27 protein-coding genes are annotated in these 23,592 nt (G+C 64.8%); 15 read left to right on the top strand and 12 right to left on the bottom strand.

Annotated elements, in window-relative coordinates:
- The coding region (locus C443_RS11890) for an asparagine synthase-related protein (RefSeq protein ID WP_005536616.1) at positions 1 to 204 on the bottom strand (204 nt) is incomplete at its 3' end.
- A 140-nt stretch (positions 205 to 344) separates the two neighbouring features.
- Between C443_RS11890 and C443_RS11885 the strand changes: the two genes are divergently transcribed.
- Together C443_RS11885 and C443_RS11880 are read left to right on the top strand one after the other, a co-directional pair.
- Positions 345 to 2,423 carry a helix-hairpin-helix domain-containing protein gene (locus C443_RS11885; RefSeq protein WP_005536615.1) on the top strand — a complete coding sequence of 693 codons (2,079 nt, stop codon included), beginning with the start codon at positions 345 to 347 and terminating at the stop codon, positions 2,421 to 2,423.
- 83 nt (positions 2,424 to 2,506) lie between these two features.
- Positions 2,507 to 3,634 carry an ORC1-type DNA replication protein gene (locus tag C443_RS11880; RefSeq protein WP_005536614.1) on the top strand — a complete coding sequence of 376 codons (1,128 nt, stop codon included), beginning with the start codon at positions 2,507 to 2,509 and terminating at the stop codon, positions 3,632 to 3,634.
- Between the two features lie 47 nt (positions 3,635 to 3,681).
- Here C443_RS11880 and C443_RS11875 read toward each other — a convergent pair whose 3' ends face one another.
- Together C443_RS11875 and C443_RS22465 are read right to left on the bottom strand one after the other, a co-directional pair.
- A complete protein-coding gene (locus C443_RS11875; protein WP_005536613.1) occupies positions 3,682 to 4,467 on the bottom strand; it encodes a DUF7089 family protein in 786 nt (261 codons plus the stop codon).
- Positions 4,468 to 4,563 carry a hypothetical protein gene (locus C443_RS22465; RefSeq protein ID WP_005536612.1) on the bottom strand — a complete coding sequence of 32 codons (96 nt, stop codon included), beginning with the start codon at positions 4,561 to 4,563 and terminating at the stop codon, positions 4,468 to 4,470.
- 71 nt (positions 4,564 to 4,634) lie between these two features.
- Between C443_RS22465 and C443_RS11870 the strand changes: the two genes are divergently transcribed.
- A complete protein-coding gene (locus tag C443_RS11870; RefSeq protein ID WP_005536611.1) occupies positions 4,635 to 5,021 on the top strand; it encodes a RidA family protein in 387 nt (128 codons plus the stop codon).
- 41 nt (positions 5,022 to 5,062) lie between these two features.
- On the opposite strand, the gene C443_RS11865 is transcribed toward C443_RS11870, so the two are convergent.
- Positions 5,063 to 6,532 (bottom strand): MATE family efflux transporter, encoded by a 1,470-nt coding sequence (locus C443_RS11865; RefSeq protein ID WP_049944033.1) that lies wholly within the window; start codon positions 6,530 to 6,532, stop codon positions 5,063 to 5,065.
- Positions 6,533 to 6,616: 84 nt separating this feature from the next.
- Here C443_RS11865 and C443_RS11860 point away from each other — a divergent pair, with 84 nt between their 5' ends.
- Positions 6,617 to 7,063: a MaoC/PaaZ C-terminal domain-containing protein gene (locus C443_RS11860; RefSeq protein ID WP_005536609.1), complete on the top strand. Its 447-nt coding sequence runs from the start codon at positions 6,617 to 6,619 to the stop codon at positions 7,061 to 7,063.
- Here C443_RS11860 and C443_RS11855 read toward each other — a convergent pair.
- Positions 7,053 to 7,298 (bottom strand): ferredoxin, encoded by a 246-nt coding sequence (locus C443_RS11855; RefSeq protein WP_005536607.1) that lies wholly within the window; start codon positions 7,296 to 7,298, stop codon positions 7,053 to 7,055. The genes C443_RS11860 and C443_RS11855 overlap by 11 nt on opposite strands.
- Positions 7,299 to 7,413: 115 nt before the next feature.
- Here C443_RS11855 and C443_RS11850 point away from each other — a divergent pair, with 115 nt between their 5' ends.
- The 5 genes from C443_RS11850 to C443_RS11830 all read left to right on the top strand — a co-directional run bounded on the left by C443_RS11850 (position 7,414) and on the right by C443_RS11830 (position 12,889).
- Positions 7,414 to 9,816, top strand: a complete 2,403-nt coding sequence (locus C443_RS11850; RefSeq protein WP_005536605.1) for an ATP-dependent DNA helicase — start codon at positions 7,414 to 7,416, stop codon at positions 9,814 to 9,816.
- On the top strand, positions 9,816 to 10,343 hold the full coding sequence (gene cgi121, locus C443_RS11845; RefSeq protein ID WP_005536603.1) for a KEOPS complex subunit Cgi121: 528 nt from the start codon (positions 9,816 to 9,818) through the stop codon (positions 10,341 to 10,343). The genes C443_RS11850 and cgi121 overlap by 1 nt, the downstream gene beginning before the upstream one ends.
- 38 nt (positions 10,344 to 10,381) lie before the next feature.
- Entirely contained in the window at positions 10,382 to 10,669 is a 288-nt protein-coding gene (locus C443_RS11840; RefSeq protein WP_005536601.1) for a hypothetical protein, read from the top strand.
- Positions 10,666 to 11,970, top strand: a complete 1,305-nt coding sequence (locus C443_RS11835; RefSeq protein WP_005536599.1) for an oxidoreductase — start codon at positions 10,666 to 10,668, stop codon at positions 11,968 to 11,970. The genes C443_RS11840 and C443_RS11835 overlap by 4 nt, the downstream gene beginning before the upstream one ends.
- 76 nt (positions 11,971 to 12,046) lie before the next feature.
- Entirely contained in the window at positions 12,047 to 12,889 is an 843-nt protein-coding gene (locus tag C443_RS11830) for an alpha/beta fold hydrolase (protein WP_005536597.1), read from the top strand.
- Here the strand turns inward: C443_RS11830 and C443_RS11825 are convergent, their stop codons facing one another.
- The gene (locus C443_RS11825; protein ID WP_005536595.1) at positions 12,890 to 13,435 is read right to left on the bottom strand and encodes a MaoC family dehydratase; all 546 of its coding nucleotides are present in this window, start codon (positions 13,433 to 13,435) and stop codon (positions 12,890 to 12,892) included.
- Between the two features lie 300 nt (positions 13,436 to 13,735).
- On the opposite strand from C443_RS11825, the gene C443_RS11820 reads away from it, so the two are divergent.
- The 5 genes from C443_RS11820 to C443_RS11800 are packed head-to-tail and all read left to right on the top strand — an operon-like array spanning position 13,736 to position 17,125.
- On the top strand, positions 13,736 to 14,035 hold the full coding sequence (locus C443_RS11820) for an AbrB/MazE/SpoVT family DNA-binding domain-containing protein (protein WP_004960320.1): 300 nt from the start codon (positions 13,736 to 13,738) through the stop codon (positions 14,033 to 14,035).
- Between the two features lie 7 nt (positions 14,036 to 14,042).
- Positions 14,043 to 14,600: a hypothetical protein gene (locus tag C443_RS11815; RefSeq protein ID WP_005536594.1), complete on the top strand. Its 558-nt coding sequence runs from the start codon at positions 14,043 to 14,045 to the stop codon at positions 14,598 to 14,600.
- Between the two features lie 45 nt (positions 14,601 to 14,645).
- Positions 14,646 to 15,191 carry a poly(R)-hydroxyalkanoic acid synthase subunit PhaE gene (locus tag C443_RS11810; RefSeq protein ID WP_005536593.1) on the top strand — a complete coding sequence of 182 codons (546 nt, stop codon included), beginning with the start codon at positions 14,646 to 14,648 and terminating at the stop codon, positions 15,189 to 15,191.
- A gap of 2 nt (positions 15,192 to 15,193) precedes the next feature.
- Positions 15,194 to 16,627, top strand: a complete 1,434-nt coding sequence (gene phaC / locus C443_RS11805) for a poly(3-hydroxyalkanoate) polymerase subunit PhaC (protein ID WP_005536592.1) — start codon at positions 15,194 to 15,196, stop codon at positions 16,625 to 16,627.
- A gap of 39 nt (positions 16,628 to 16,666) precedes the next feature.
- On the top strand, positions 16,667 to 17,125 hold the full coding sequence (locus C443_RS11800; protein ID WP_005536591.1) for a TIGR00725 family protein: 459 nt from the start codon (positions 16,667 to 16,669) through the stop codon (positions 17,123 to 17,125).
- An 8-nt stretch (positions 17,126 to 17,133) separates the two neighbouring features.
- On the opposite strand, the gene C443_RS11795 is transcribed toward C443_RS11800, so the two are convergent.
- From C443_RS11795 to C443_RS11780, 4 genes are all read right to left on the bottom strand, one after another.
- Entirely contained in the window at positions 17,134 to 17,358 is a 225-nt protein-coding gene (locus tag C443_RS11795; RefSeq protein WP_005536590.1) for a hypothetical protein, read from the bottom strand.
- A gap of 307 nt (positions 17,359 to 17,665) precedes the next feature.
- Positions 17,666 to 19,348 (bottom strand): thermosome subunit alpha, encoded by a 1,683-nt coding sequence (gene thsA, locus C443_RS11790; RefSeq protein ID WP_005536589.1) that lies wholly within the window; start codon positions 19,346 to 19,348, stop codon positions 17,666 to 17,668.
- Positions 19,349 to 19,494: 146 nt separating this feature from the next.
- Positions 19,495 to 20,490 carry an AAA family ATPase gene (locus tag C443_RS11785; protein WP_049944038.1) on the bottom strand — a complete coding sequence of 332 codons (996 nt, stop codon included), beginning with the start codon at positions 20,488 to 20,490 and terminating at the stop codon, positions 19,495 to 19,497.
- Positions 20,491 to 20,631: 141 nt separating this feature from the next.
- A complete protein-coding gene (locus C443_RS11780; protein WP_005536587.1) occupies positions 20,632 to 21,606 on the bottom strand; it encodes a DUF5784 family protein in 975 nt (324 codons plus the stop codon).
- A 154-nt stretch (positions 21,607 to 21,760) separates the two neighbouring features.
- On the opposite strand from C443_RS11780, the gene C443_RS21720 reads away from it, so the two are divergent.
- The gene (locus tag C443_RS21720; RefSeq protein WP_004960301.1) at positions 21,761 to 21,934 is read left to right on the top strand and encodes a DUF5786 family protein; all 174 of its coding nucleotides are present in this window, start codon (positions 21,761 to 21,763) and stop codon (positions 21,932 to 21,934) included.
- On the opposite strand, the gene C443_RS11775 is transcribed toward C443_RS21720, so the two are convergent.
- Positions 21,921 to 22,655, bottom strand: coding sequence for a DUF7530 family protein (locus C443_RS11775; RefSeq protein ID WP_005536586.1), 735 nt, complete (start codon positions 22,653 to 22,655; stop codon positions 21,921 to 21,923). The genes C443_RS21720 and C443_RS11775 overlap by 14 nt on opposite strands.
- Positions 22,652 to 23,590 carry an NAD(P)H-binding protein gene (locus tag C443_RS11770; protein ID WP_005536585.1) on the bottom strand — a complete coding sequence of 313 codons (939 nt, stop codon included), beginning with the start codon at positions 23,588 to 23,590 and terminating at the stop codon, positions 22,652 to 22,654. The genes C443_RS11775 and C443_RS11770 overlap by 4 nt, the downstream gene beginning before the upstream one ends.
- Positions 23,591 to 23,592 lie beyond the last annotated feature (2 nt).

Below are 23,592 nucleotides of genomic sequence, written 5' to 3'. Positions count from 1 at the left end.
GGCGACGCGGGTGGCGTCGGTAAGTTCGGCAGCGGGGAGGGTTTCAGATTTGGCAGTGCAGGCGATGGCGTCGTCGCCGAGGGCGTCGTGCGCTAGCGCGGCGACGACACTCGAATCGACCCCACCGGAGAAGGCGATCAGCACGCCGTCTCGCGACTTGAGGTCTTCGCGGGCGGCCGCTAGCTTCTCCGAAACAGCAGACATGGAACGTCTTTCTCGGTGGAGCGCAAAAACGCCTTCGCGTTCGGTGTTTGGCTGACCGAACCGGAGCGGTATTGACCGCTCCGCTGCGCCGGAACCGCTGGCAACGGGTTTTTTCTCGCTGGCGTCGAATGGGCGGGCAGATGGAGCTCGAATCGGTTCCGGGCGTCGGGGCGAAGACAGCCGCGGCGCTCCGGGAACTAGACGACCCGGAGGCGGCACTCCGGGACGGCGACGTGGCGTCGCTCGCACGCGCACCGGGTATCAGCGAGGGCCGGGCCGCCCGTATCGCTCGCGGCGCGATCCGGGCCGAACACGACGACCCCGGTGGATTCACCGCGACGAAACGCGCCCGAGAGATCCACGAGGACGCACTGGCGCTGCTGACCGACCGGACGGTAACCGACTACGCCGCCAAGCGACTGGAAACGATCTACCCCAGCGGCGTTCGTAGCCGTATCGAGGAGGTCCGCTCGTTCGCAGAGTCGGCAATGACCCGCGAGCCTGACCCGGCAGTACTCGACGCCTTGTCGGCCGTCGAACCACTGGCCGAACCGGGCGACGTGCGGGTCCGGGACCGTTGTCTGGCGACCCGTGATGCCGAGCGCTACGCCGACGCGCAGGCCGCGATTCCGGAGGTCAGCGTTGAGGTCGTCGACGACGCCCGCCAGCTGGCCGAACTCGCCCGCTCGTACTCGACGGTCGTCGCGCTGGACGAGGCCTTTGCTGGCGTCGACATCGAGGGCGACGTGCGGGTGGAACCGAACGCGTTGGAGGAGCCCGAATCCGTCGTGCCCGAGCGCGTGCTCACATTTTTTGCCCGCAACCGGGACCGGATACGGGCCGCCGCGGAGGTCCACCGCGTCGCCGCCCTCGACGCGCCGTGTGACCTGGAGACGCTCCTATCGGCGCTGGACCAGCTCGACGAGGACGGCAGCGTCACCGGCGACGAGGAGCTCGACCGGCTCGCCACCGCCGTCGACGACCTCGACGCGGCGGTGTCGACCGCAGAGAGCGTCGCCAACGACCACCTCCGGGAGGCCATTGAGGAGCAGGACGTGACCATCGAAGGGACGGACCTGCTGTCGCTGGTCGAACGCGGGGCGGGCGTCGACTCGTTGCTCCAGCGGGAACTGGCCGACGAGTACGCCGCGGCCGTCGAGAAGGCCCGCGACCACCTCGTCGACGCGCTGGCGCTCCGGGACATGGAGGCGACGGCGCGCCGGGCGTTTCCCGACGAACCGGCCTACCCGGTCGAACACAGCGAGGACGTCGTCGCCCGGCTCCGCGAGGAACTCACCGCCGCGCGCGACCAGCGGGCCACCCGCCGGAAGCGGGAACTCGCCGACGACCTCGCCGAGATGCGCCACGACGCCGCGGCGCTGGTCGATGCGGCGCTGGAACTCGACGTCGAACTGGCAATCGCCCGCTTCGCCGATGATTTCGACTGTACGATGCCGGACGTTACCGAGTCCGAGGGCGTTGCCATCGAGGGCGGGCGCTCCCCGCTGCTCGACGTTCCCTTCGACGAAGTCGAGCCCGTCGATTACACTGTCGAGGGCGTGACGGTCCTCTCGGGGGTCAACAGCGGTGGCAAGACCTCGACGCTGGACCTCGTGGCGCTGGTGACGACGCTGGCACATATGGGCCTGCCCGTTCCGGCCGAGTCGGCCCGCATCGGGCGGATCTCCGAACTCCACTACCACGCCAAGACCCAGGGAACGCTGGACGCCGGCGCGTTCGAGGCCACGCTACGGGAGTTCGGCGACCTCGTCGCGGACGTGGACCACCGGTCGCCGGCGGCAGCGGATGGGGACGGGACAGGGGCTGACGGCGATGCAACCGCGGACGGCGACGGGCCGGCGGCCGGGACCGACGACCGCCCGGTGATGGTGCTCGTCGACGAACTCGAATCGATAACCGAGCCGGGGGCCAGCGCGAAGATCATGGCCGGCATCCTCGAAGCGCTGGGCGAGCGCCAGGCCACGGCGATTTTCGTCTCCCACCTCGCACGCGACATCAGCGAGGCCGCCGAGACCGACATCAGCATCGACGGTATCGAGGCCAAGGGGCTGGAAAACGGCGAACTGCGCGTCGAGCGCTCGCCGGTCAAGGGAAAGCTCGCCCGCTCGACGCCGGAACTCATCGTCGAGAAGCTCGCCGACGACGGTGCCGACGATGCCGATGGATTCTACAGTGATTTGCTCGGAAAGTTCGAGTAGTGACCGCCTGAGACGCACTGACCTGTCACTGTGGGTGAAGCTGTGGCAAATGGTTAAGTGGGCCGCGAAGCTCGGTGAAAGTGATGAGCGACGACCCCGAGGACCGGATGCTCGGCTGGGACGAGTCCGTCTTTCGGGACGAACACGTCTTCGAGATCGACTGGCTCCCGGAGACGTTCAAACACCGGGACACCCAGATGGAGACGCTGAAGTACGCGCTTCGGCCGGCCGTCCGGGGGTCGCGCCCGCTCAACGTCATCGCCCGCGGGCCGCCCGGTACAGGGAAGACGACTGCCGCCCAGATCCTGTTCGACGAACTCACCGCCCAGACGGATGTCAAGACCGTGCGGGTGAACTGCCAGATGGACTCGACGCGCTATGCCGTCTTTTCGCGGCTGTTCGCCGAGATATTCGACTACGAACCGCCCTCCTCGGGCATCTCTTTCAAGAAGCTGTTTTCCCAGATTACCGATAAACTAGTCGAGGAAGACGAGGTGCTCGTCGTCGCCCTCGACGACGTGAACTACCTGTTCTACGAGAGCGAGGCCAGCGACACGCTGTACTCGCTGCTGCGCGCCCACGAGGCCCACTCCGGCGCGAAAATCGGTGTCATCTGCGTCTCCTCGGATCTCGAACTCGATGTCATCGACGCCCTCGATACACGTGTCCAGTCCGTATTTCGCCCGGAGGAGGTGTATTTCAACCCGTACGGACAGGCCGAAATCGCAGATATCCTCGGTGAGCGTGCCGACCGGGGGTTCAACGAAGGTGTCGTCGGCCCCACGGTGCTCGATCGCGTCGCCGAACTGACCGAGGAGCAGGGCGGCGACCTCCGGGTCGGCATCGACCTCCTGCGCCGCGCCGGGATGAACGCCGAGCGGCGCGCCTCCCGCTCCGTCGAACCCGAGGATGTCGAGGCGGCCTACGACAAGTCCAAATACGTCCACCTCTCCCGCCGATTGCGGGAGCTATCGGACTCGGAGACCGCACTCGTGGAGGTCATCGCCGCCCACGACGGCCAGCAGGCCGGCGACATCTACGACGCCTTCTCCGAGCAGACGGACCTGGGGTACACACGCTACTCGGAAATAATCAACAAGCTCGACCAGCTCGACATCATCGACGCCGACTACACAAATGTCGAGGGCCGGGGCCGCTCGCGGGAACTGACGCTCAACTACGACGCCGACGCGGTGCTGGAACGGCTGTAGCACAACGTAGTAAATCGTATTTACTGGAGCACCGACACGGAACTCCGTTACTCCATCTTCTCGAACGTCGTCTCGACCCACTGGACGGCGTAGTCAGCGCCGTATTCCAGATAGGCGTCCGTGTCGAGCGCGGCAAACGGTGCGGGCAGGTCGAGTCCGTGCTTGACGCCGCTGCAGGCGAGTTCGGCGGCCGCGGCGAACTCCGTCTGGCCCTGTGCGATCTCGCTGGGGAGGTCGTCGAGGCGGGGTTGCAGGCGTTCGCCGGCGTCGTCCCACGCCGCGTACAGATCCGGATAGCCGTCGGCCCAGTCGGCGAACTCCGCGCGGGTCTGCAGGCCCAGATACGCCGTGTACACCGCCGCTGCGAGTTGGTACCGGGCGTTCGAATCGAGGTGGTCTTCGGTGGCGGCCACGAAATCCGGATAGCGCTCGCCGAAGAAACCCAGAAAATGCTCGGGTTCGTCGAGGCTGACCTCGACGAGCGCCTCGGCGACGAGAAACGAGACGAAGTCGTCCGGCGACGTTTCCAGTCGCGGCTTGACGAACACGCAGGGTGGGACCGTCTGTCGTGTCCAGGCGACGCCGCCGTCGCCGGGCATCCCGATGGTGAGGCTGTTCCCGATGTACTCCTGTAGCACTTCTGGCGCTGTGGTCGGGAGCCACGCACCGTCGTAAGAAATCTGATCGAGGCTGTCGGTCACCAGCAGGAGTTCCTCGGCGACTGCGGGGTCCAGCGTCTCGAAGTCACGGTCGCAGTTCAGTACGAGCGCCTCCGGGGCGTAGGCCTCACGTACTGCCGGCAGCTCGCCGGTCAGTGAACGCTCGGTGAACATCTACGCCGAGAACAGGACGAGGTTGATGACGATGCCGATCGACAGCAGTGCTGACACGCCGATTGTTCCGAGGACGACTTTCGTGGCCTTGCTCATGTCAATGAGTATCCCGGGCCAGACATTAAAACTTGAGAAACGATTTTCGGGGTCCGTATCATCCACCGACTATGCGCCGTGAACGCACCTCGACAGGCACTGCCTGGGAACAGCAGGTCGGCTACTCGCGGGCGATACGTACGGGTGACACTATTCGTGTCGCCGGCACCATCGCCACGGACGACGATGGCGAGGTCGTCGCGCCGGGCGATCCGTACGAACAGACGAAACACGCCTTCGGTATCGTTTCGGACGCACTGACAGCCCTCGACGCCGCTATCGAGGACGTCGTCCAGACCCGGATGTACGTCACCGATATCGACGAGCAGGAACAGGTCGGCGAGGCTCACAGCGAGTTCTTCGACGACGTTCGCCCCGTTGCGACGATGGTCGAGGTGAGCGGGCTGGCAACGCCCGAGGCCGTCGTCGAGGTCGAAGCCGTCGCGCAGGTCGAGTGAAGCGGTCGACAGCGGGCCGGTGTGGTTGATAGTCTCCGACGTCAGTCGTCGGTCGCACCGACGCCCGACCGCTTGGCCACGGCGCGCCACCCGCCGGACCAGAACCGGCCCGCGTTGACCGCGGCCTTCAGGTAAAAATCGCCGACGAGTGCGGCGAATATTGCCGGCAGTCCGAGCCCGAGGCCCGGCGAGACAGCCATGCCGAGGACCGGAACGGTTACGACGAACGACGGCGGCAGGGCGAGGGCAGCTACCGGAAGCCGGTAGCAATAGCCGCCCAGAACCGTCCCGTACAGCGGCCAGCGGGTGTCGCCGGCGCCCCGAAGGCTGCCCCGCATCGTCCGGGAAATGGAGAAGCCGGCGACGAGCAGGCCAAACACCCGGACGAACGCCGCCGCCAGGTCGGGGTAGGCGGTCCCGAACAGGGCGACGATGGGGCGGGCAAACACCACGAGCAGGACCGCCGCGACGAGCTGGACGGCGAGCGCTACGCGAAGCGTCTGCCAGCCGTAGGCAGTCGCCTCCCCTTCGTCACCGGCCCCCAGCGACTGCCCGACCAGGGTTGACGCGGCGGTGGCGTACCCCCACGCCGGCATCAGCGCGAGTAGCATGACCCGGCGGCCGATTGCGTAGGCCGCGAGCGTTGGCGTCCCCAGCACGCCTAGGATGAACAGGAACGGGAAGCGGGCGAACGTCTGCAGTAGCCGCATTCCTGACAATGGTAGGGCGACGCGGATGATTTCGCGCATGAGGTCGACGCTGAACTGCGTCCCGCCGGGTCGGAGCGTGACCACGTAGCGCCCGGACAGCAACAGTCCGAGGAAAATCACTGCCGCGAGCGTGTTCGCGATGGCCGTCCCCCACGCTGCACCGGCGATGCCGAGTTCGGGGAACGGGCCGACGCCGAAGATGAGGACGGCGTTGAGCGCGACGTTCGTCGGCAGCGTAAGCAGGCGGACGTACATCGGCGTTCGGGTATCGGCGCTGCCCGCCAGCGCCCGGGCGGCGACCATGCTCCAGAACCGCGGGGCCAGCGACAGCATTACGATGGCGAGATACGTCGCGCCGAACCGGATCGTCGCCGCGTCGTCGGTGAGAATCCCTACCAGTAGCTCCGGATAGCGCCAACACAGCGCCGACAGCGGCAGGGAGACGAGCAACGCGAGCCACAGCGACTGCTTGACCGCGAGATTCGCCCGTTCAGGCTGATCGGCCCCCTGCAACCGCGAGACGACGCTGATCGTCCCGGAGGAGACCGCCAGCGAGAGCCCGAACCCGACGAAGTAGTACTGGAAGCCGAGTTCGAGGCCGGCGATGGCCGCGTCACCGAGCGCCAGACCGACCATCAGAAAGTCGGCGAGGCGCAGGAGGATACGGAGGCCGCCGGTGACCATCACCGGCGCGGCGAGATCGGTCGCCGCGGTCGCCTTCTCTCGGTCGACAAAGCCTGCACTGGCCAGCAATGCGGGGAACGCAGTCAGCAAGCGGCGGAGGGGACCACCATTCGACATCGCTCTGATTTGAGGAGCCCAGCCCCCTGTGGGTTTCGGGACGAGGCCGGGGCTTTTTGCCCCAAAGTGCCGACAACCCAGCATATGCCTCCCGTCGAAGTCGGTGAGACGTTCACCGAAACCCGGACGTTTCAGCCCGAAGACGTCGACCAGTTCGCCGCCCTTTCCGGAGACGACCAGCCCCGCCACACGGAGCCTGATGGAGACGGCCGGCGGATGGTCCAGGGGTTGCTCACCGCGTCACTGCTGACCAGCATCGGCGGTGATCTAGAAGTGCTTGCCTCGCGGATGGACCTGCAGTTCCAGCGCCCGGTGTACACCGGCGAGACGCTGGTCTGTGAACTAACTATTGTGAGCGCCGACCCAGATACCGATGACGGCGTCCCCCTCGTCGGTGATGTGACCGTCCAGCGCGTCAGTTGCGGCGATGACCCCGGTCAGGCCGACACAGCCGCGGCGAAGCAGGCTGACGGCGATACCGCCGGAACCGTCGTGCTTGAAGCGACTGTCGAGGGACTAATCAGGGAATGAGCTGTTCGCCGTCGTCGTCGTAAAGTGTGATAGCGTCGACCGGACAGGACCGGGCGGCGAACTTTGCGTCCAGTTCGGCGTCGTCGGGAACCTCCCGAACAAACACGTCTTCTTCCTGTTCCTCACTGTCCGCCAGCACTGCTTTGCCGGCGTCCTCGTCGCGCTCGAAGGCGTCCCACTCCGCGACACACTGGAACATCCCGATACAGGTGTCGTAGTCGTACTCGACTCGCATACCTCGTGTTGGCTGCTCGTGTCCAAAGGCGTTCCCCTCGGTGCTCGATTCGCCTGCGGGTCGAAGCGGTTGCAGTGCGACAGTTTAAATCGGGGCAGGACCCAAGCGGGGTGTAATGGACGTTGCGGACCTGCCGGGCGTGCCCGAGTGGCTCCCAGACCACCTGCGCGACGACGGCATCGAGGAGCTGTACCCGCCACAGGCCGAAGCCGTCGAGGCCGGCGTCACCGAGGGGGAGAATCTGGTCGCATCGATTCCAACAGCGAGCGGAAAGACCCTCATCGCCGAGCTAGCGATGCTCTCCTCGGTCGCCCGCGGCGGCAAAGCGCTGTATATCGTTCCACTGCGAGCACTGGCCAGCGAGAAGCAGGCCGACTTCGAGGAGTTCGAGCAGTACGGCCTCGACATCGGCGTCTCGACGGGGAACTACGAGTCCGAGGGGGGATGGCTCGCGGACAAGGACATCGTCGTCGCCACCAGCGAGAAAGTGGACTCGCTGGTCCGGAACGACGCGCCCTGGATCGAGGACCTCACCTGTGTCGTTACTGACGAGGTCCACCTCGTCGACGACGGCGAGCGGGGGCCGACACTGGAGGTGACCCTGGCGAAGCTCCGCCGGCTCAACCCCGACCTGCAGACCGTCGCGCTGTCGGCGACTATCGGCAACGCCGAGGCGCTGGCGACGTGGCTCGATGCGGGGCTTGTCGACTCCGACTGGCGCCCCATTGAACTCCAGAAGGGGGTCCACTACGGGCAGGCGCTGCATCTCGAAGACGGGAGCCAACAACGTCTCTCGGTGCAGAACAACGAGAAGCAGACGGCGGCTATCGTCCGCGATACGCTCGAGGACGATGGCTCGACGCTGGTGTTCGTCAACTCCCGGCGTAACGCCGAGGCGGCGGCGGGCCGGCTGGCGAACACGGTTCGGCCCCACCTCAGCACCGAGGAACGGGATCAGCTGGCCGACATCGCCGAGGAGATCCGGGACGTGAGCGACACGGAAACAAGCGACGAACTCGCGGACGCCGTTGCGGACGGGGCGGCGTTCCACCACGCCGGCCTCTCACGGGGCCACCGCGAACTCGTTGAGGAGGCTTTCCGGGACCGGCTGGTGAAGGTCGTCTGCGCGACGCCGACGCTCGCAGCCGGAGTCAACACACCCTCCCGGCGCGTTGTTGTCCGCGACTGGCGGCGCTATGACGGCTCGGCCGGCGGGATGGCCCCGCTGTCGGTGCTCGAAGTACATCAGATGATGGGCCGGGCCGGCCGCCCGGGGCTCGATCCCTACGGCGAGGCGGTCCTCATCGCCTCCAGCCACGACGAGGTGGACGAGCTGTTTGAGCGCTATGTCTGGGCCGATCCGGAACCGGTCCGGTCGAAACTCGCGGCTGAACCGGCCCTGCGGACTCACATCCTCGCGACCGTCGCCTCCGGCTTCGCCCGCTCGCGTGAGGGACTGCTTGAGTTCCTCGAACAGACGCTGTACGCCAGCCAGACTGACGACAGCAGCCAGCTGGAACGCGTCGTCGACGACGTGCTCACGTACCTCCAGCGCAATGACTTCTTAGAAATCGAAGCTGGCGAACTCGACGCTACCTCGCTCGGTCACACCGTCTCACGGCTCTATCTGGACCCGATGAGCGCTGCCGAAATCGTCGACGGCCTGCGGGACTGGGAACGGGGTGCCAGCGATAGCACCTCGGCAAGCGGGTCGCCGGCTGAGACGCCCGCGGAAGCGCCGGCTGACAGCGGCTTCACAACTGCCAGCGAACTGGCCGAGGAGGCCAATGGAAGCGACGACCCCGACAGGGACCCGGACGACATCTCCGCACTGGGCCTGTTCCATCTCGTCTCGCGGACGCCGGATATGTACCAGCTCTATCTCCGCTCGGGCGATCGCGAGGAGTACGAGATGGAACTGTTCGAACGCGAGGAAGAACTGCTCGGACCTACGCCGTCGGAGTTCGAGGAGGGTCGCTTCGAGGACTGGCTCTCGGCCCTGAAGACAGCCCGCCTGCTCGAAGACTGGGCCACGGAGGTCGACGAGGCGACAATTACGGAGCGGTACGGCGTCGGCCCGGGTGACATCCGCGGGAAAGTCGAAACTGCCCAGTGGCTGCTGGGGGCCGCCGAATCGCTGGCCAGTGAGGTCGATTTGGACGCCGCCCGGGCCATCAGCGAGGCCCGCATTCGCGTCGAACACGGCGTCCGAGAGGAGCTGGTCGATCTGGCCGGCGTCCGCGGCGTCGGCCGAAAACGCGCACGACGGCTGTTCCAGGCCGGCATCACCGACCGCGCACAGCTTCGGGACGCGGACAAGGCTGTCGTGCTAGCGGCGCTCCGAGGCCGCCGGAAGACGGCCGAAAACGTCCTCGAAAGCGCCGGCCACCGTGACCCGTCGATGGAGGGCGTCGAGCCCGCGCCCGACGTGTCTGTTGACCTTGACGACGGTGCAGATGGGGACACGAACGCCAAATCGACAGCCAATGATGACCAGTCCAGTCTGGGTGATTTCTGATGCGGGTTGTCGAGGGTACTGCCGATATCGACGACGTGGGGTCGTTCGTGGAGACGCTCAGTGCAATCGGCGATCGCCACGGCGTCACGGTGCAGGCGTTCGACGCCCGCTACGTCGTAGACCGCGCCCATCTCGAACTGGCCGTCGAACTCGCGACCCGGGCCCACGACCGGGGCGACGCCATCGCGGAGGATTTCGGCGTCGAAATCCTGCTGTACGCGGCCGGCCGCCGTCAAATCAACCGCGCGCTGACGATGGGCGTCGGCGAGGGGGCCTGTCCCGTCGTCGCAGTCATCGTCGATCCCGAACGGAAGGATGCTCACGTAGGAAAAAGCGAACAGGACGGTATCGAGGCAGCTAAAGACGACGTTCGCGAGGAGCTTACGACGACGTCCACCTTGGGTGAGTACGACACCGACCGCGTCCGGTCGTTTTTCGACGTGACGGATACTGAACTCGCCGCGACGGCCGGCGGCCTTCCTGACGCCGTTCGGGAGCGTGTGGCGTTGCTCCCGGTCGAGAAGTAACGGCAGTATTTTTGCCGACGGACGTGCTAGTTCTACACATGGACCCACAGCGGACGGCACGGCAGCGGGCCAGCGAGCGCGCCCGCCGGGTCGAGGCGACGGTCGACCGCACCACCGGTGGGGCTGCGTATCCGGTCCGAGTGGAGGAACTGGCAGATGAGTACGGCAGCGCCGCCCCACCCGCAGAGGACCTTTCGGCCGCAATCGAACGCAGTACCGACGGCGAGTTCGACTCGCCGACGGAAGTCCGGGCGGCCATCCAGCACGTGACACCACAGGATAGCGCCCGCACCGAGGCGACGTTCGACGAGCGCGAGCAGTCGTGACCGCGCTGGAGACGCCGCTGCAGATCGGTGGCATCGAGGTACCCAACCGACTGTATCGTGCACCGGTACTGGAGTGTGCGGGCAACGGCGCGGCCGCCGTCGACACGCTCATCGACGAACTCGAACCGACGGCAGCCTCCGGTGTCGGCCTCCTCTTCCAGGGGGCGAGCATCGTCACCGACCGTGGCGGCTGTGCCGCGCCGAATATGACGCGGGTCCACGACCCGGCCTTCGTCGAGCGACTCGAACGGCTCACTGGGGCGATTCACGACCACGGCGGCCGGGTCTTTCTCCAACTGGCCCACGGTGGCCTCCGGAGTATGGCGACGTGGCACGCCGGATACCGCGAGAACCACCCGAACCAGCACCAGCTCGCCGTCAGCCGTCCGCCGTGGCAGCTCCGGGCGCTGGACCGGGCTGGGCTGATTTCGCTCCAGCCCGACGTGCTCTCGACGAGCGAGGTGTGGGAACTGGCCGAGCAGTTCGGGCGCTGTGCCGGCTACGCCGTTGACGCTGGCTACGATGGTATCCACCTCTCGGCGGCGAACATGAGCCTAATCCAGCAGTTCCTCTCGCCGTTCTACAACCGTCGGAACGACGAGTTCCGGGACGGCGTCCGCTTCCTCGAAGCAATCCACGACGCCGTTCGGGAACACGCTGGCGACGTGCCGCTGGTCACGAAGGTCCCAGCTGAGACCGCTGCGCCGAGTTTCGTTCGACGGCATCTCACTCGGAGGGATGGCGTGGCTATTGCGACGCGAGCGGCGGCTATCGGCTATGACGGTCTCGTTCCGGTCGAGGTGTCCCCGTTCTGGGACATGAGCATTGTCCGTGGTGCGTTTCCGGACCGGGCCTGGGACGCGAGTGACCTGCAGGACGACTACGCAGCGGTCTTCGCCGGCCGACTACGAGCGCGTGCCGTTCAGTTGCTTAATCGCCTGCAAGCCCGCCGTTTCAGCCGCGACCCGGGCTGGAACGCCGACTTCTGTCAAGCGGTACGCGAGCGCGTGGACGTACCGGTTCTGCTGGAGGGCGGTCTTCGAACGCGTGCCGACTGTGACCGGTACCTCGGAGCGACTGGAGCGACCGCCGCCGCTGACGCGGTTGGGATGGCCCGCCCATTCTACGCCGAACCCCGACTCGGCGCACGCCTGCTCGACGGCGCAGACGCGCTGTGTGAGAGCTGTAACAACTGTACCGTCCCGCAGGTCACCGGCGAACCGGGCCGCTGTCGAACGCCGGCCATCGTCCGCGAGCAGGCCCGACTCCGGCGGGACGGCGCCTACGAGCGAACTGAGTGACCGGCCCCCGATACTGCCGCCACCGTCACTGAGCCGATACAAAGGCTCATACGCGCTCGGTCCCGAACGAGTGCCGATGACTACAGGGATTTCGTCCGAACGCGTCGAGCTGTCCGTCGACGGCGAGGACGTTGACATTCACTACCGGACCGGTGGCGAGGGGCCGCCGATGGTGTTTCTCCACGGTATCGGGCTGGACGCCGCGACCGTTTCTTGGCGACACGCACTGCCCGCACTCGCACCGGAGCGAACGGTGTATGCGCTCGATCTGCCGGGCCACGGCGACAGCGACAAGCCGGATCGCACGTACACGACCGAATACTATCTCGAGACGCTGTCCGAGTTCATCGATGCGCTCGGCATTGAAGAACCCGCGTTAGCTGGTCTCTCGATGGGCGGCGCAGTTGCGCTCGGCCACGCGCTTGACGGCGGCCCCGTCGAACGGCTGGTGTTAGTCGACAGCTACGGGCTGGGGGCTGACGCCTACTGGCGAACGGCGGCCAGCAGTGTCTTGCAGACGCCGATACTCGGCAATATGCTCTGGCAGGGCGTGGGGTCGTCCCAATCAGCTATCCGGAACAGCCTCCGAAGCATGGGTCCCGGTGAGCCGCCCCAGCAACTGGTCGAGGATGTCGATAGCGCTGTCGACCGACAGACCGTCCGGGCGATGCGGCGCTGGCAGCGCAGCGAGTTCCGGTGGTCTGGCTTCCGGACGGACTACTCCGACCGGTTAGCAGAACTAGACGTTCCGACGATGCTGATTCACGGGGCTGTCGACCCACTGCTCCCCCGTCGATGGTCCGAGCAGGCTGCTGGGACAGTCACTGACAGCACGCTGAAAATCTTCGAGAACTGCGGGCACTGTCCGCCGCGGGAACACCCCGATCGTTTCAACCGAGCGGTGCGAGCGTTCTGCTGACTACTCTGGCAGGTCGTCGATGAGGACGACCGCTTCGCCGTCGATGACGACTTCGTCGTCAGCGAGGACGCGCGTGGTCAGCCGGTACTGTTCGTCCCCGAGGTCCTCGACGATTTCACATTCGGCAGTGAGCCGGTCGCCGATACGGACCGGGTTGTGGAACTCCAGATCCTGTGAGAGATAGATAGTCAGCCCCGGCAGCCGTGCCAGCGCCGCGCTGATGAGGCTCCCGACGAGCGTTCCGTGGGCGATACGGCCGCGGAAGCGTGTCTGCTCCGCGAACTCGTCGTCCAGGTGAAGCGGGTTCGTGTCGCCGCTCGCGGCAGCGAACTGTCGCACGTCGTTTTCCGAGATTGTCTTCGTGAAATCGACGTGGTCGCCGACGCCGAGGCGGCCCGGGTGGTCTTCGGAGATCGAGACGTGCCATTCGGGAAGGTCTTCGTCCGGTTCGATACGGTCTGCGGGCGTTACGCCGTCTTCGTCCTCCTGCTGGACGCCGAACGCGGCGAACGCTGCCCGGTTAGCTGCGACGACGCTGTTGAACATATGTGACGATGTTTCAGTCCATGTGTCTAACAGCGGGTTCCGTGGCGATTCAGAACTCATCTGTTCTGGTAGTTTATTGGTCGGAGTATTAAACCTTGGTGTTGGTTTCGCCTCAGCTGTCGGTAAACACCGTCTAACGGGCGTCAGACGCGTATTTGGGGTTACAGTTATCGATGCTACAGGGCGTAGCACGCCCCTCGACGCTCCTGAACCGCTAATACCATCCTCTACCATTCAATGGTATTCAATGGGCTTCAACGGAAGTTTTATATTGTTGAGGAGAGTACATGTAGTTGACCGATGGCCGACGAGGATGATGGCCTGATGTGGCCTCCGATGTTCAAGGGGATGCAACAGGCGAGCGAGAATGCGATGGAACAGCAACAGCAGCTGATGAAACAGATGTTCGCCAGCGGTGGCATGCCGAGTTTCGATATGAATCAACTCGGTGCCATGAGCCAGATGGCGACGTTCAAGACCCGCGTGCAGAGCGGGGGTCGGATCAGCATCCCCGATGCGGAGCGAGAGGCGCTGGGCATCGACGAAGGCGATATCGTTCAAGCCGTCGTCCTCCCGGTCACTAACAACAACAGCGAGTAACCCAACAATGGTAGACTACACAACCCCCGTCACGACAGCGTTCGAGATGCAGCGTGCGACGATCGAGCAGAGCCAGAAGGCGCTCGAACAGAGCGTTTCCTTCCAGCAGAACGTCAACAACGCGGTCATCGACAGCCTCGACACACAGGAATCGGCACAGCGCCGCGGTGTCGAGCTCCAGCAGACCGCGTTCCACAGCTACCTCGACGCGATGGCGTCGACGATGCCCGGCATGACCGAAACAGTCGAGCAGATCCGCGAGACCGTCGACGAGCAGTTCGACTTCCTGCTTGAGAACCACGCAGAACTGTTCGACAACATGGAAACGGAGCTCGAAGAGGGCGTCGACACCTACGACGAGATGACCGATGAGTACGTCGCAGCCGTCAACGATCAGGTCGACATGCTCGTCGAGGCCCACGAGGAACTCGAAGCGCAGTCCGTCGAGGCCGCCGAGCAGTTCGGCGAGCAGCTCGAAGAAGTGCAGGAGCAGGTCGAGGAGATTCAGGAGCAGGTCGAGGAAGTGCAGGCCGAAGCTGCCGACGCTGTCGACGTCGAAGCGTAAGAACGACAGTCGGTTTTTTTGTGCGCCCGCCGCCGAGGTACTATTATGAGTAACACAAACGACATTCAGGAGGAATGGACGGAGATGGTTGAGGAGATGAACAACGCGGTCGCTGACTCGATGGAGCAGAACATGAAGGCCCAGGCAGCCTTCGTGGAGTCGTGGGCCGACGCCGTCGAGGATACGATCCCGGAGCAGGAGGACCTTGCCGACGGGATGGACGGTTACAACCGCGCCTACGAGGAGTGGATGGACGCCGCCGAGCAGATGGTCGAGCGTTCGACCGACGCCGCTCGGGGCGAAGATGTCGACCCCGCCGAGTTCCGTGACATCTGGCTGCAGTCCGCCAACGAGGCGTTCAAACACGTTATGGGCACCTCGGCCTTCGCGGCCGCGAACGGCCAGCTCGTCGAGTCGATGATGGAGATGCAACAGGAAGCAGACGACCTGAGCCAAGACACGCTGGAACAGCTCGGCTTCCCGACACGGGACGATGTCGACGAGATCGGCGAGCGACTCATCGAACTTGAGCGCCGCCAGCACGCGGTCGAACAGAAGCTCGACCGCGTCCTCGAACACTTAGAAGAGTAATCATGTCAAGCAATCCCTTCAATCCGTTCGAGGCTGCGCTCAACTGGCAGCGAAAGACGCTGGAGAACATGACCGACGCTGCCGAGACCAGTCAGATCGCCGACGAGCGACTGGAACTGCTGGAGTCCGTCGAAGTCGGCCAGACGCCGAGTAACGTCGTGTACGAGGAGAACAAGCTCGAACTCCTCCATTACGACGCCGAGGCTGCCGGCATCGAGGTACCCGAAGAGGAGAAGGAGAACGTGCCGATCCTCATCGTCTACGCGCTCATCAACCGGCCGTACATCCTCGACCTGCAAGAGGAGCGGTCGGTCGTCCGACGCCTGCTCGAGGCGGGCCACGACGTGTACCTCATCGACTGGAACGAGCCCTCGCGGCTCGACCAGCATCTCGCCCTCGACGACTACGTCAACCGCTATATGGACAACTGCGTCGACGTGGTCCGCGAGCGCTCCGGGCAGGACGCGATCAACATCCTCGGCTACTGTATGGGCGGAACGATGTCGGTAATGTACACCGCACTCCACAAGGAGAAAGTCAACACGCTGGGCCTGATGGCCGCCGGGCTGTGCTTCGACCACACTGGCGGCGTCCTCGAAGAGTGGGGCTCCGAGGAATACTACTCCCCGCAGGATGTCGTCGACACGTTCGGCAACGTCCCCTCCGATATGCTTGACATTGGCTTCGCGCTGATGGACCCCGTCGAGAACTACGTCACGAAGTACATCCGGTTCTCGGAGAACATGGAGAACGAAGGCTTCGTCGAGAACTTCGGCCGGATGGAGAAGTGGCTCGGCGATGGTATCGACGTGGCCGGCGAGGCCTACGTTCAGTTCCTCGAAGACGTGTATCAGGACAACAAGCTCTACCGGAACGAACTGGAACTCGACGGCAAGCACGTCGACCTGGACAACATCGACATGCCCGTCCTCCAGCTCATGGGTGAGTACGACCACCTCATCCCGCCGGAGGCCTCCAAGCCGTTCAACGATGTCATCGCGAGCGACGACACGCGAACAATCGAGTTCTCGACGGGACACATCGGGCTCTCCGTCTCGTCGTCGACTCACGCCGACCTCTGGCCCGAGGTCGCCGAGTGGTACTCGGAGCGCAGCACGGGGGGCGAGGAAGTCGACATCGAGGTCGAATCCCCCGAAGCGGCTGCAGACGACGCGGTAGACCAGTCGGAGCCCACCGAGATCGACGTCGACGCGACCGACGATGTCGATGCCGACGCTACTGAGAACGAAGACGACGCGACCGACGGACCTGCCGATGTCGATAGCGTCTCTGGTATCGGCCCGACATACGCCGACCGTCTGCACGACGCCGGCATCCACAGCGTTGCGGACCTGGCCGACTACGATGCGGCCGAACTGGCCGACATCGCCAAGACTACCGAGTCCCGCGCGCAGGACTGGCTCGACCAGCTGTAATCCGGCGCTGTTTTTCTGTTTCCCGCTCCACGAGTAGCTATGCGCGTTTCGGTCATCGGTGGCTCGACAGTTACCGACGAACAGTACCAGCAGGCACGGGAGGTCGGGCGGCGACTCGGTGAGCATGGCCACGATATCGTCTGTGGCGGCCTCACCGGCGTGATGGAGGCGGTCTGCCGGGGTGCGAGCGAGGCCGGGGGCCACACTGTCGGTATCCTCCCTGGTGAGCGCCGGGCCGCCGCAAACGATTACGTCCAGACCGCCATTGCGACGGGACTCGGAAACGCTCGCAACGTCCTCGTCGTGATGAACGGCGCGGCCGTCATCGCTATCGACGGCGGCACCGGGACGCTCTCGGAACTCGGCCACGCCCTCGACATAGACCGGCCGGTCGCCGGGCTCGGAACCCACCGCCTCGACAGCCCGGTCGGCGACGCTATCGAACATGTTGATACGCCCGCCGAGGCCGTCGCATACGTCGAGTCAGCCGTGCAGTAGCTGCCGTTTCAGTCGAGTAGCCGTCTCAGTACCGCCGCAACAACGAGGTTCCCAACGCCAAGCAGCCTGACCCGGCGACGGGACCCCTCCTGTGGCGTAAACTCCACCGACAGTGCCCAGCGATAGCCCAGCCGCGCCAGCGACAGTAACAGCCCCGGAACGAGTAGATGAAGCACGCCCGCCAACGCCGTTCCGGTCCACAGCAACCGCCGTTCGGTCCGTGTCAGATCCATACCGATTCAAAGGTGTACGTTGGTTTGACCGTGGCGACTGCTTCCGAAAAGTGAATTTTGCGATACCGTTTGAAAACCGACGCAGCGTCATCACTGCCCGGTCTGAGGATAGAAAATATAGAACCGCGGTGATTGTCGCTCGAATCGACGAGTGGGCAAGCATCCGGCGCGCGAAGCGCGCCGGTTCAATCGCAACGAGTGACTACCGCGCCGCGAAGCGGCGCGACAGGAACGAGCAGCGATTTTCCCCACGTTTTTGCCTGAACGAGCGCCGCGAAGCGGCGCGAGTGAAGTGCAAAAAGTGGTTTTACATCATGCCGCCCATACCGCCGCCCATGCCGCCCATGCCGCCGCCCATTCCGCCGGGCGCGCCGCCTGGGCCGCCAGGTCCGCCTTCGTCCTCGTCGTCGTCGCCCTGGCCACCCTTGAGGTCGCCAGCAGCGATGACGTCATCGATGCGGAGGATCATGACGGCTGCTTCGGTTGCGCTTTCGACGGCCTGGGTCTTGACACGGAGGGGCTCAACGACGCCGTCCTCTTCCATGTCGACGACCTCGCCAGTGTAGGCATCAAGCCCGGAGGTGACTGCGCCACCGTCGTGCTTGCTGCGGAGGTCGACCAGCGAGTCGATCGGGTCGAGACCGGCGTTCTCGGCGAGGGTGCGCGGGATGACGTCGATGGCGTCGGCGAACGCTTCGACGGCGAGCTGTTCGCGGCCACCAACGGAGTCGGCGTGGTCGCGCAGGCCGAGTGCGAGCTGCGTCTCGGGGGCACCGCCGCCGGGCAGGACCTTGCCGTCCTCCAGCGTGGCGGCGACGACGCCGAGCGAGTCCTCGATGGCGCGCTCGACTTCGTCGACGACGTGTTCGGTGCCGCCGCGGAGAATCATCGTGACAGCACGGGCGTCCTCGACGTCCTCGACGAAGATGCGCTCGTCGCCAGCGATGTCCTTCTGGGCAACGGAGCCGGCGAAGCCGAGGTCATCGGCTTCGATGTCGTCGATGTTCGAGATGATGCGCGCGCCGGTCGAGCGCGAAAGGGCCTCGATGTCGGACTTCTTCGCGCGGCGAACAGCGAGAATACCTTCTTGGGCGAGGTAGTGCTGGGCCATGTCGTCGATGCCCTTCTGGCAGAAGACGACGTCAGCACCGGCTTCTTTGAGCTTGTCGACCATCTCCTTGAGCTGTTCCTCTTCTTGGTCGAGGAACTGCTGGAGCTGGTCGGGGTCGGTGACGTTGACTTCGGTGTCGAGCTCCGTTTCCGGAACCTCGATGGCCGTGTCCAGCAGGGCAACGTCGGCGTCCTCGACGGCGAACGGCATGTTGTCGTGGACGCGCTCCTTGTCGACGATGACGCCCTCGACGAGTTCGGACTCGTCGGTTGCGCCGCCAACGACGGTTTCGATCTGGATGTTGTCGGTGTCAACGCTGCCGTCGTCGTCGACGACGGACTGTGCGGCGCGGACGACAAGCTCGGCGAGGACGTCCTTGGAGGACTCCGCGCCCTTACCGGTCATCGCGGTCGCGGCGACCTTTTCGAGGGTCTCCGTGTCGTCGGCGTCGACGTCGATAGCGTTGTCTTCGAGGATTTCCTTGGCCTTCTCGGCGGCCTGGCGGTACCCCTGGGCCAGGATGCTAGCGTGGATGTCCTGGTCGAGGAGTTCCTCGGCCTTCGAGAGGAGTTCGCCGGCCATGACAACCGCCGTGGTCGTGCCGTCGCCCACTTCGTCTTCCTGGGTCTGGGCGACCTCGACGATCATGTTGGCGGCGGGGTGCTCGATGTCCATCTCGTCGAGGATGGTGACGCCGTCGTTTGTGACGACGACCGAGCCCGAGTTGTCGACGAGCATCTTGTCCATGCCCTTCGGACCCAGTGTCGTCCGAACGGCCTCGGCGACGGCCGTCCCGGCCGTGATGTTCATCGACTGCGCGTCCTTTCCGGATGTCCGCTGGGACTCCTCGGAAAGTACAATCATGGGCTGGTTGCCCATCTGCTGTTGAGCCATAGTCAAACGATGATTGAATGTGATTCTATATAAAAGCTGTGGTCACGGCCGCCATATCGCCTTACTGCATGCCACACTCGACGGTGTGATACTACCTAACGTGGGAGGTTTATATACCCATTCAGGAACGCTCAGCGGCCCATTCCGAACCGCCGGTGGCGCAACTCCGGCGTAATCTGGATGCGAGAGATGTCCTGCCCTGTCCGGTACCAGACGAACGCCGCCCTTGTGAACAGTTCGCGACACTCGATGCGGACTTCCCGGGGATTGCCATCGGTCCGCTCGTGGATATCTTCGATTGCGGCCCGGGTGAACAGATCCGGGGCCTGCCCCTCGTACGGCTCGTCTCGGAAGTACGCCAGCGAGCGGGCGGCGTACTCGGCTACGTCGTCCGGCGAGAACGGGTCGATACCCTCGTAGTACCGTAGTCGGGAGTCGAGCGTTCCCCGGATTTCCGCCACCCGCCGTTTCCCCTCCGGTGTCCCGGTGAGGAACAGCCGAACGCCGGCGTCGCCGGCCACCTGCAGCGGCGACAGCAGGTCCGCCTCGAGCACCTCGATCTCGTCGACAACCAACAGGAGCGTTTTCCCGTCCTCGCGCACACGACGGACGATCTCGTGGACGGCGTCTTTCGCCTCTGCAGTCGCCCACGGAATCCCGTCGCGGACCTGCGAGTAGTTGCGCTGGTCGATGGAGTAGCCCGCGGCGTAGGCGGCTGTCAGCACCGTCTGGTACAGTTTCCGGGGCGTTGTCTCACGGGGGTTGTCAAGATGTGTGATGACAAAACCCTCGTGTTTCGAGAGGTCACGCAGGACAATTTCACGGAAGGCCGTCTTTCCGGTGCCGTAGGGACTCACTAACCCGATGTGCTGGTCCTGCAGGAGCCACGACGTGACCTGATTCAGCATCTCGGTGTCGTGGCGGACGTACAGTGGCTCGGGCATGTGGTCCAGCCCGGCTTCCTCAGTAAACGGGAGGTCTGTCACGGTGTCGGCGGTGCCGCCCAGTGCTTCGCCGAAGGCTAGCAGCCGCTCTTCGACCTCCTGCAGCTGGTCCAGCAGGACGCCGGCGGTGGCGCTCTCGGCGCGGTCCTCCTCCTCGGACCGGAGCGATTCGAGCCGGTCCATCACCTCCGAGACCGACTGCCCCGAACCGCTGGTCTTCGGTTGCTCTGTATCGTCCACCACGGCTATCTCCCTCAGCCTTGCCGGTCCGGCGCGTTATATGTTACGCCCCGAATTTCGAGGAAGATAACGTGACTTGCTGTATTAAAACGGTAGCGGGAAGGGAACCGAGCCGTAGGCGTACCCTTCCATGCTGCCGTCCGGTCGAGCACGGAACACGATGGTCGGCGAGTACCCAACGTCCGGCTGTTCGCCGTAGACCCGCCGCCAGTCGTCGTCCGGGAAGGAGCTGCAGTCAACCACGAGGACCGCACCGGGGTGGGCTGCTAGCTGGTCGCGTGTCTTCGCGTCGCCGGACGCCTTCACCGCACCGATGGCAGTGTCGACCTGCCGTCGGGACGGCGGCCGGGGGCGAGTGACCTCAACGAGCGTGTCTTCGACCCGGAAATCGACTGAGTGGCCGGAGTCCAGTTCGACCTCGGGCCTGATGTCGTTGCCCGCGTCGACGAGCAGTTTGGCGACGTTGAACTCGCCCATCGTCGCCCGCATCCGCGACAGGTCAAATCCCTCGCTGGTCCCGAGTTTGCTCGCCATCGTGTAGCGATAGTCGTCCAGTGCACCGGTCGCCAGGAAGTCGTCGTAGAACGCCAGTCCGTCCGCCCGGTCAGCATCTGGGAAGCCGCCGGCGTGGTCCCGGAAGAACGTCCGTGTCGACTCCCGGCCGTCCTTCGAGAGAAACACGGGCAAGAAAAAGTGCGCCAGCGTCTCGTACTCGGTGAGCCAGGGATCCTCCACCTCTAACTGAGCGAACAGTTCGCGCTGGACCCACTCGCTAATCTCGTCGGGGACCTCGTCGAACGTGTACTTCTCTGTCCGCCACAGCGTCTGCGGTGTCTCCGTATTTCCGACCCAGTACGCCCGCTGGCCGTTCCAGCAAAACAGCGCCAGGTCGCCGTTGTCCATCTCCAGTCGGCGGGCGGCCCAGCCCTCCGTCGGAGCGAACCACGGACCGTTCATCGTCGCACCGAAGGTGTTCTGCAGCGGTGTCAGCAGGTCGTTCCGGACCCGCTTTTCGCTCCATCGTTCGTTCGACTGTCGCAGACGTAAGGGACCAGCCACAGCGTTGTGTAGATGGTCAGTGGTCTTGGGCGTTCCGCCCTGTCGAAACACCCTCTTTTGGACCGTTCGCCTGCTCTGTTGCCCGTGTGGTACGGTTTCTGTGACCACCGTTACATTGATAGTCACTACCAGCCAAGTTTCACCGTGGTAACCTATGTCGATGGGAGCGTACGACGACGACGAACACGAACGCCGTGAGCGCAAGAACAGCGAGGTCGAACTGTCGGAAGACGACGACCGGAGTACATACCACGGGAGCGTCGACTACGACGGTGACGAGTCGACAGAAGAGCTGCTCGACCAGTTCAAGCAGATTAACTCCGACTGACTGCGGTCGTTCTCGACCGGTAGCGCAATAGTCCGACAGAGACGGCTGTCACGGCAGTCACGGCTATCACATGGCCGACAAGCGCCGCGAGCAGTACCGGCTGATTGAGCACGAACGGGACGAGCACGAGCTGGAGGACGCCAAAGCCCCATATCTCTAGGTCGGCCCGCATGAACACCCGCGCTGTCTCGGGATCGAACCGGTAGCGAGCCGACCGCCACAGGCCCGTAACGCTGGCCCACCAACCCGTCCCGATGCGGTAACTCACGTCCCAGAGTATGAGCAGCGTCAGGTATACGACCAGTACCGGCGGCTCCGACCCGAATAGCTGGTTTAACAGCGGCATCGAACGGACCTGCGGGTCGAACACGAACAGATGGGTGAGCAGGGCGATATACGCGAGGACGGACAACACGACTTCGACGTTCGAGGCGAACAGCAGCGCACGGTAGGTCGGTGGCACGTCGATACGGCGGATGAGTGTGCTGATGCGGAGCATCTCCGCGCTTCCGATGGTCGCGACGAACACGACGACCGTCCCGGCGATTGCGGCGCTCCAGACCTCGTAGTACCATGACAGAGCGACGATTGCGACCTCAAAAACGAGGAGCTGAATCGCCATCGCCGCCCATGTTGGGAGCCGAATCCCCGGCAGCGCACCGATGATGCTCTCGTACACCCACGTCTCGCCGTACTCCGGTCGGGCGCTGTCACCGCTCATCTGCCTGCACCACCTGTAGCTGCGGCCGCCCGTGCCGCGTCTCGGCTCCGTGGCTCGCTAAGGGCCAGCCTGACCGCATCTGCGAACGATGTCGGGTCAACGGTGAACTCTGTCTGAGCCGCCTCGGTGTCTGCGACCACTGGCGTCTTCAGGCCGTGAATGAGCGGCCGGGCGACGCTCGATGGCACGTCGGTCATGAGGGCGACCCAGTACGCCGACAGCTTCGGCGTCAACACCGGTATCGGCACGATTGCCGGCTCACCGGTCCCCATGAGTCGCCCCGTCCGCTTCAGGATCTCGGCGTATGTCAGTACTTCCGGCCCGCCGATCTCGTAGGTTTCGCCGGCCGTTTCCGGCTTATCGAGCACATCGACCAGATACGAAATGACATCGTCGATAGCGATCGGATGACAGTCTGTCCGCACCCAGCGCGGTGTCAGCATCACGGGCAGTCGCGTCGTTAGCTCGCGTATCATCCGGAAGCTCGCCGAGCCCGCGCCGATGATGATAGCCGCCCGGAACGTCGTCAGGTCGTATTCGCCGTCCCGGAGAATGAATTCGACCTCACGGCGCGACCGGAGGTGTTCCGACAGCGTCTCGTCGTCCTCGCCGAGGCCGCCGAGGTAGACGACCCGGTCGACACCGGCCTCGTCAGCGGCTCGACGGAAGTTCCGCGCCGCCCGCCGGTCCCGCTCGGCGTAGTCGCTTCCGGCACGCATCGAATGGACCAGATAGTACGCGATGTCGACGCCGTCGAGACCGGCGTCGAAACTGCCGGCATCGAGTAGGTCACCTGTCACCACGTCGACGCCGTCGGGTGAGTCGTACCCGCTCGGGTCGCGAACGAGCGCGCGGACGCTGTGACCAGCCGCGAGGAGCGCCGGGACGAGATGGCTCCCGACAAACCCCGTCGCACCGGTCACGAGCACGTGCATAC

Origin of the sequence: Haloarcula argentinensis DSM 12282 (assembly GCA_000336895.1) — an archaeon.
Lineage (GTDB): Archaea > Halobacteriota > Halobacteria > Halobacteriales > Haloarculaceae > Haloarcula > Haloarcula argentinensis.
This window is presented reverse-complemented; position numbering and strand designations above follow the sequence as displayed.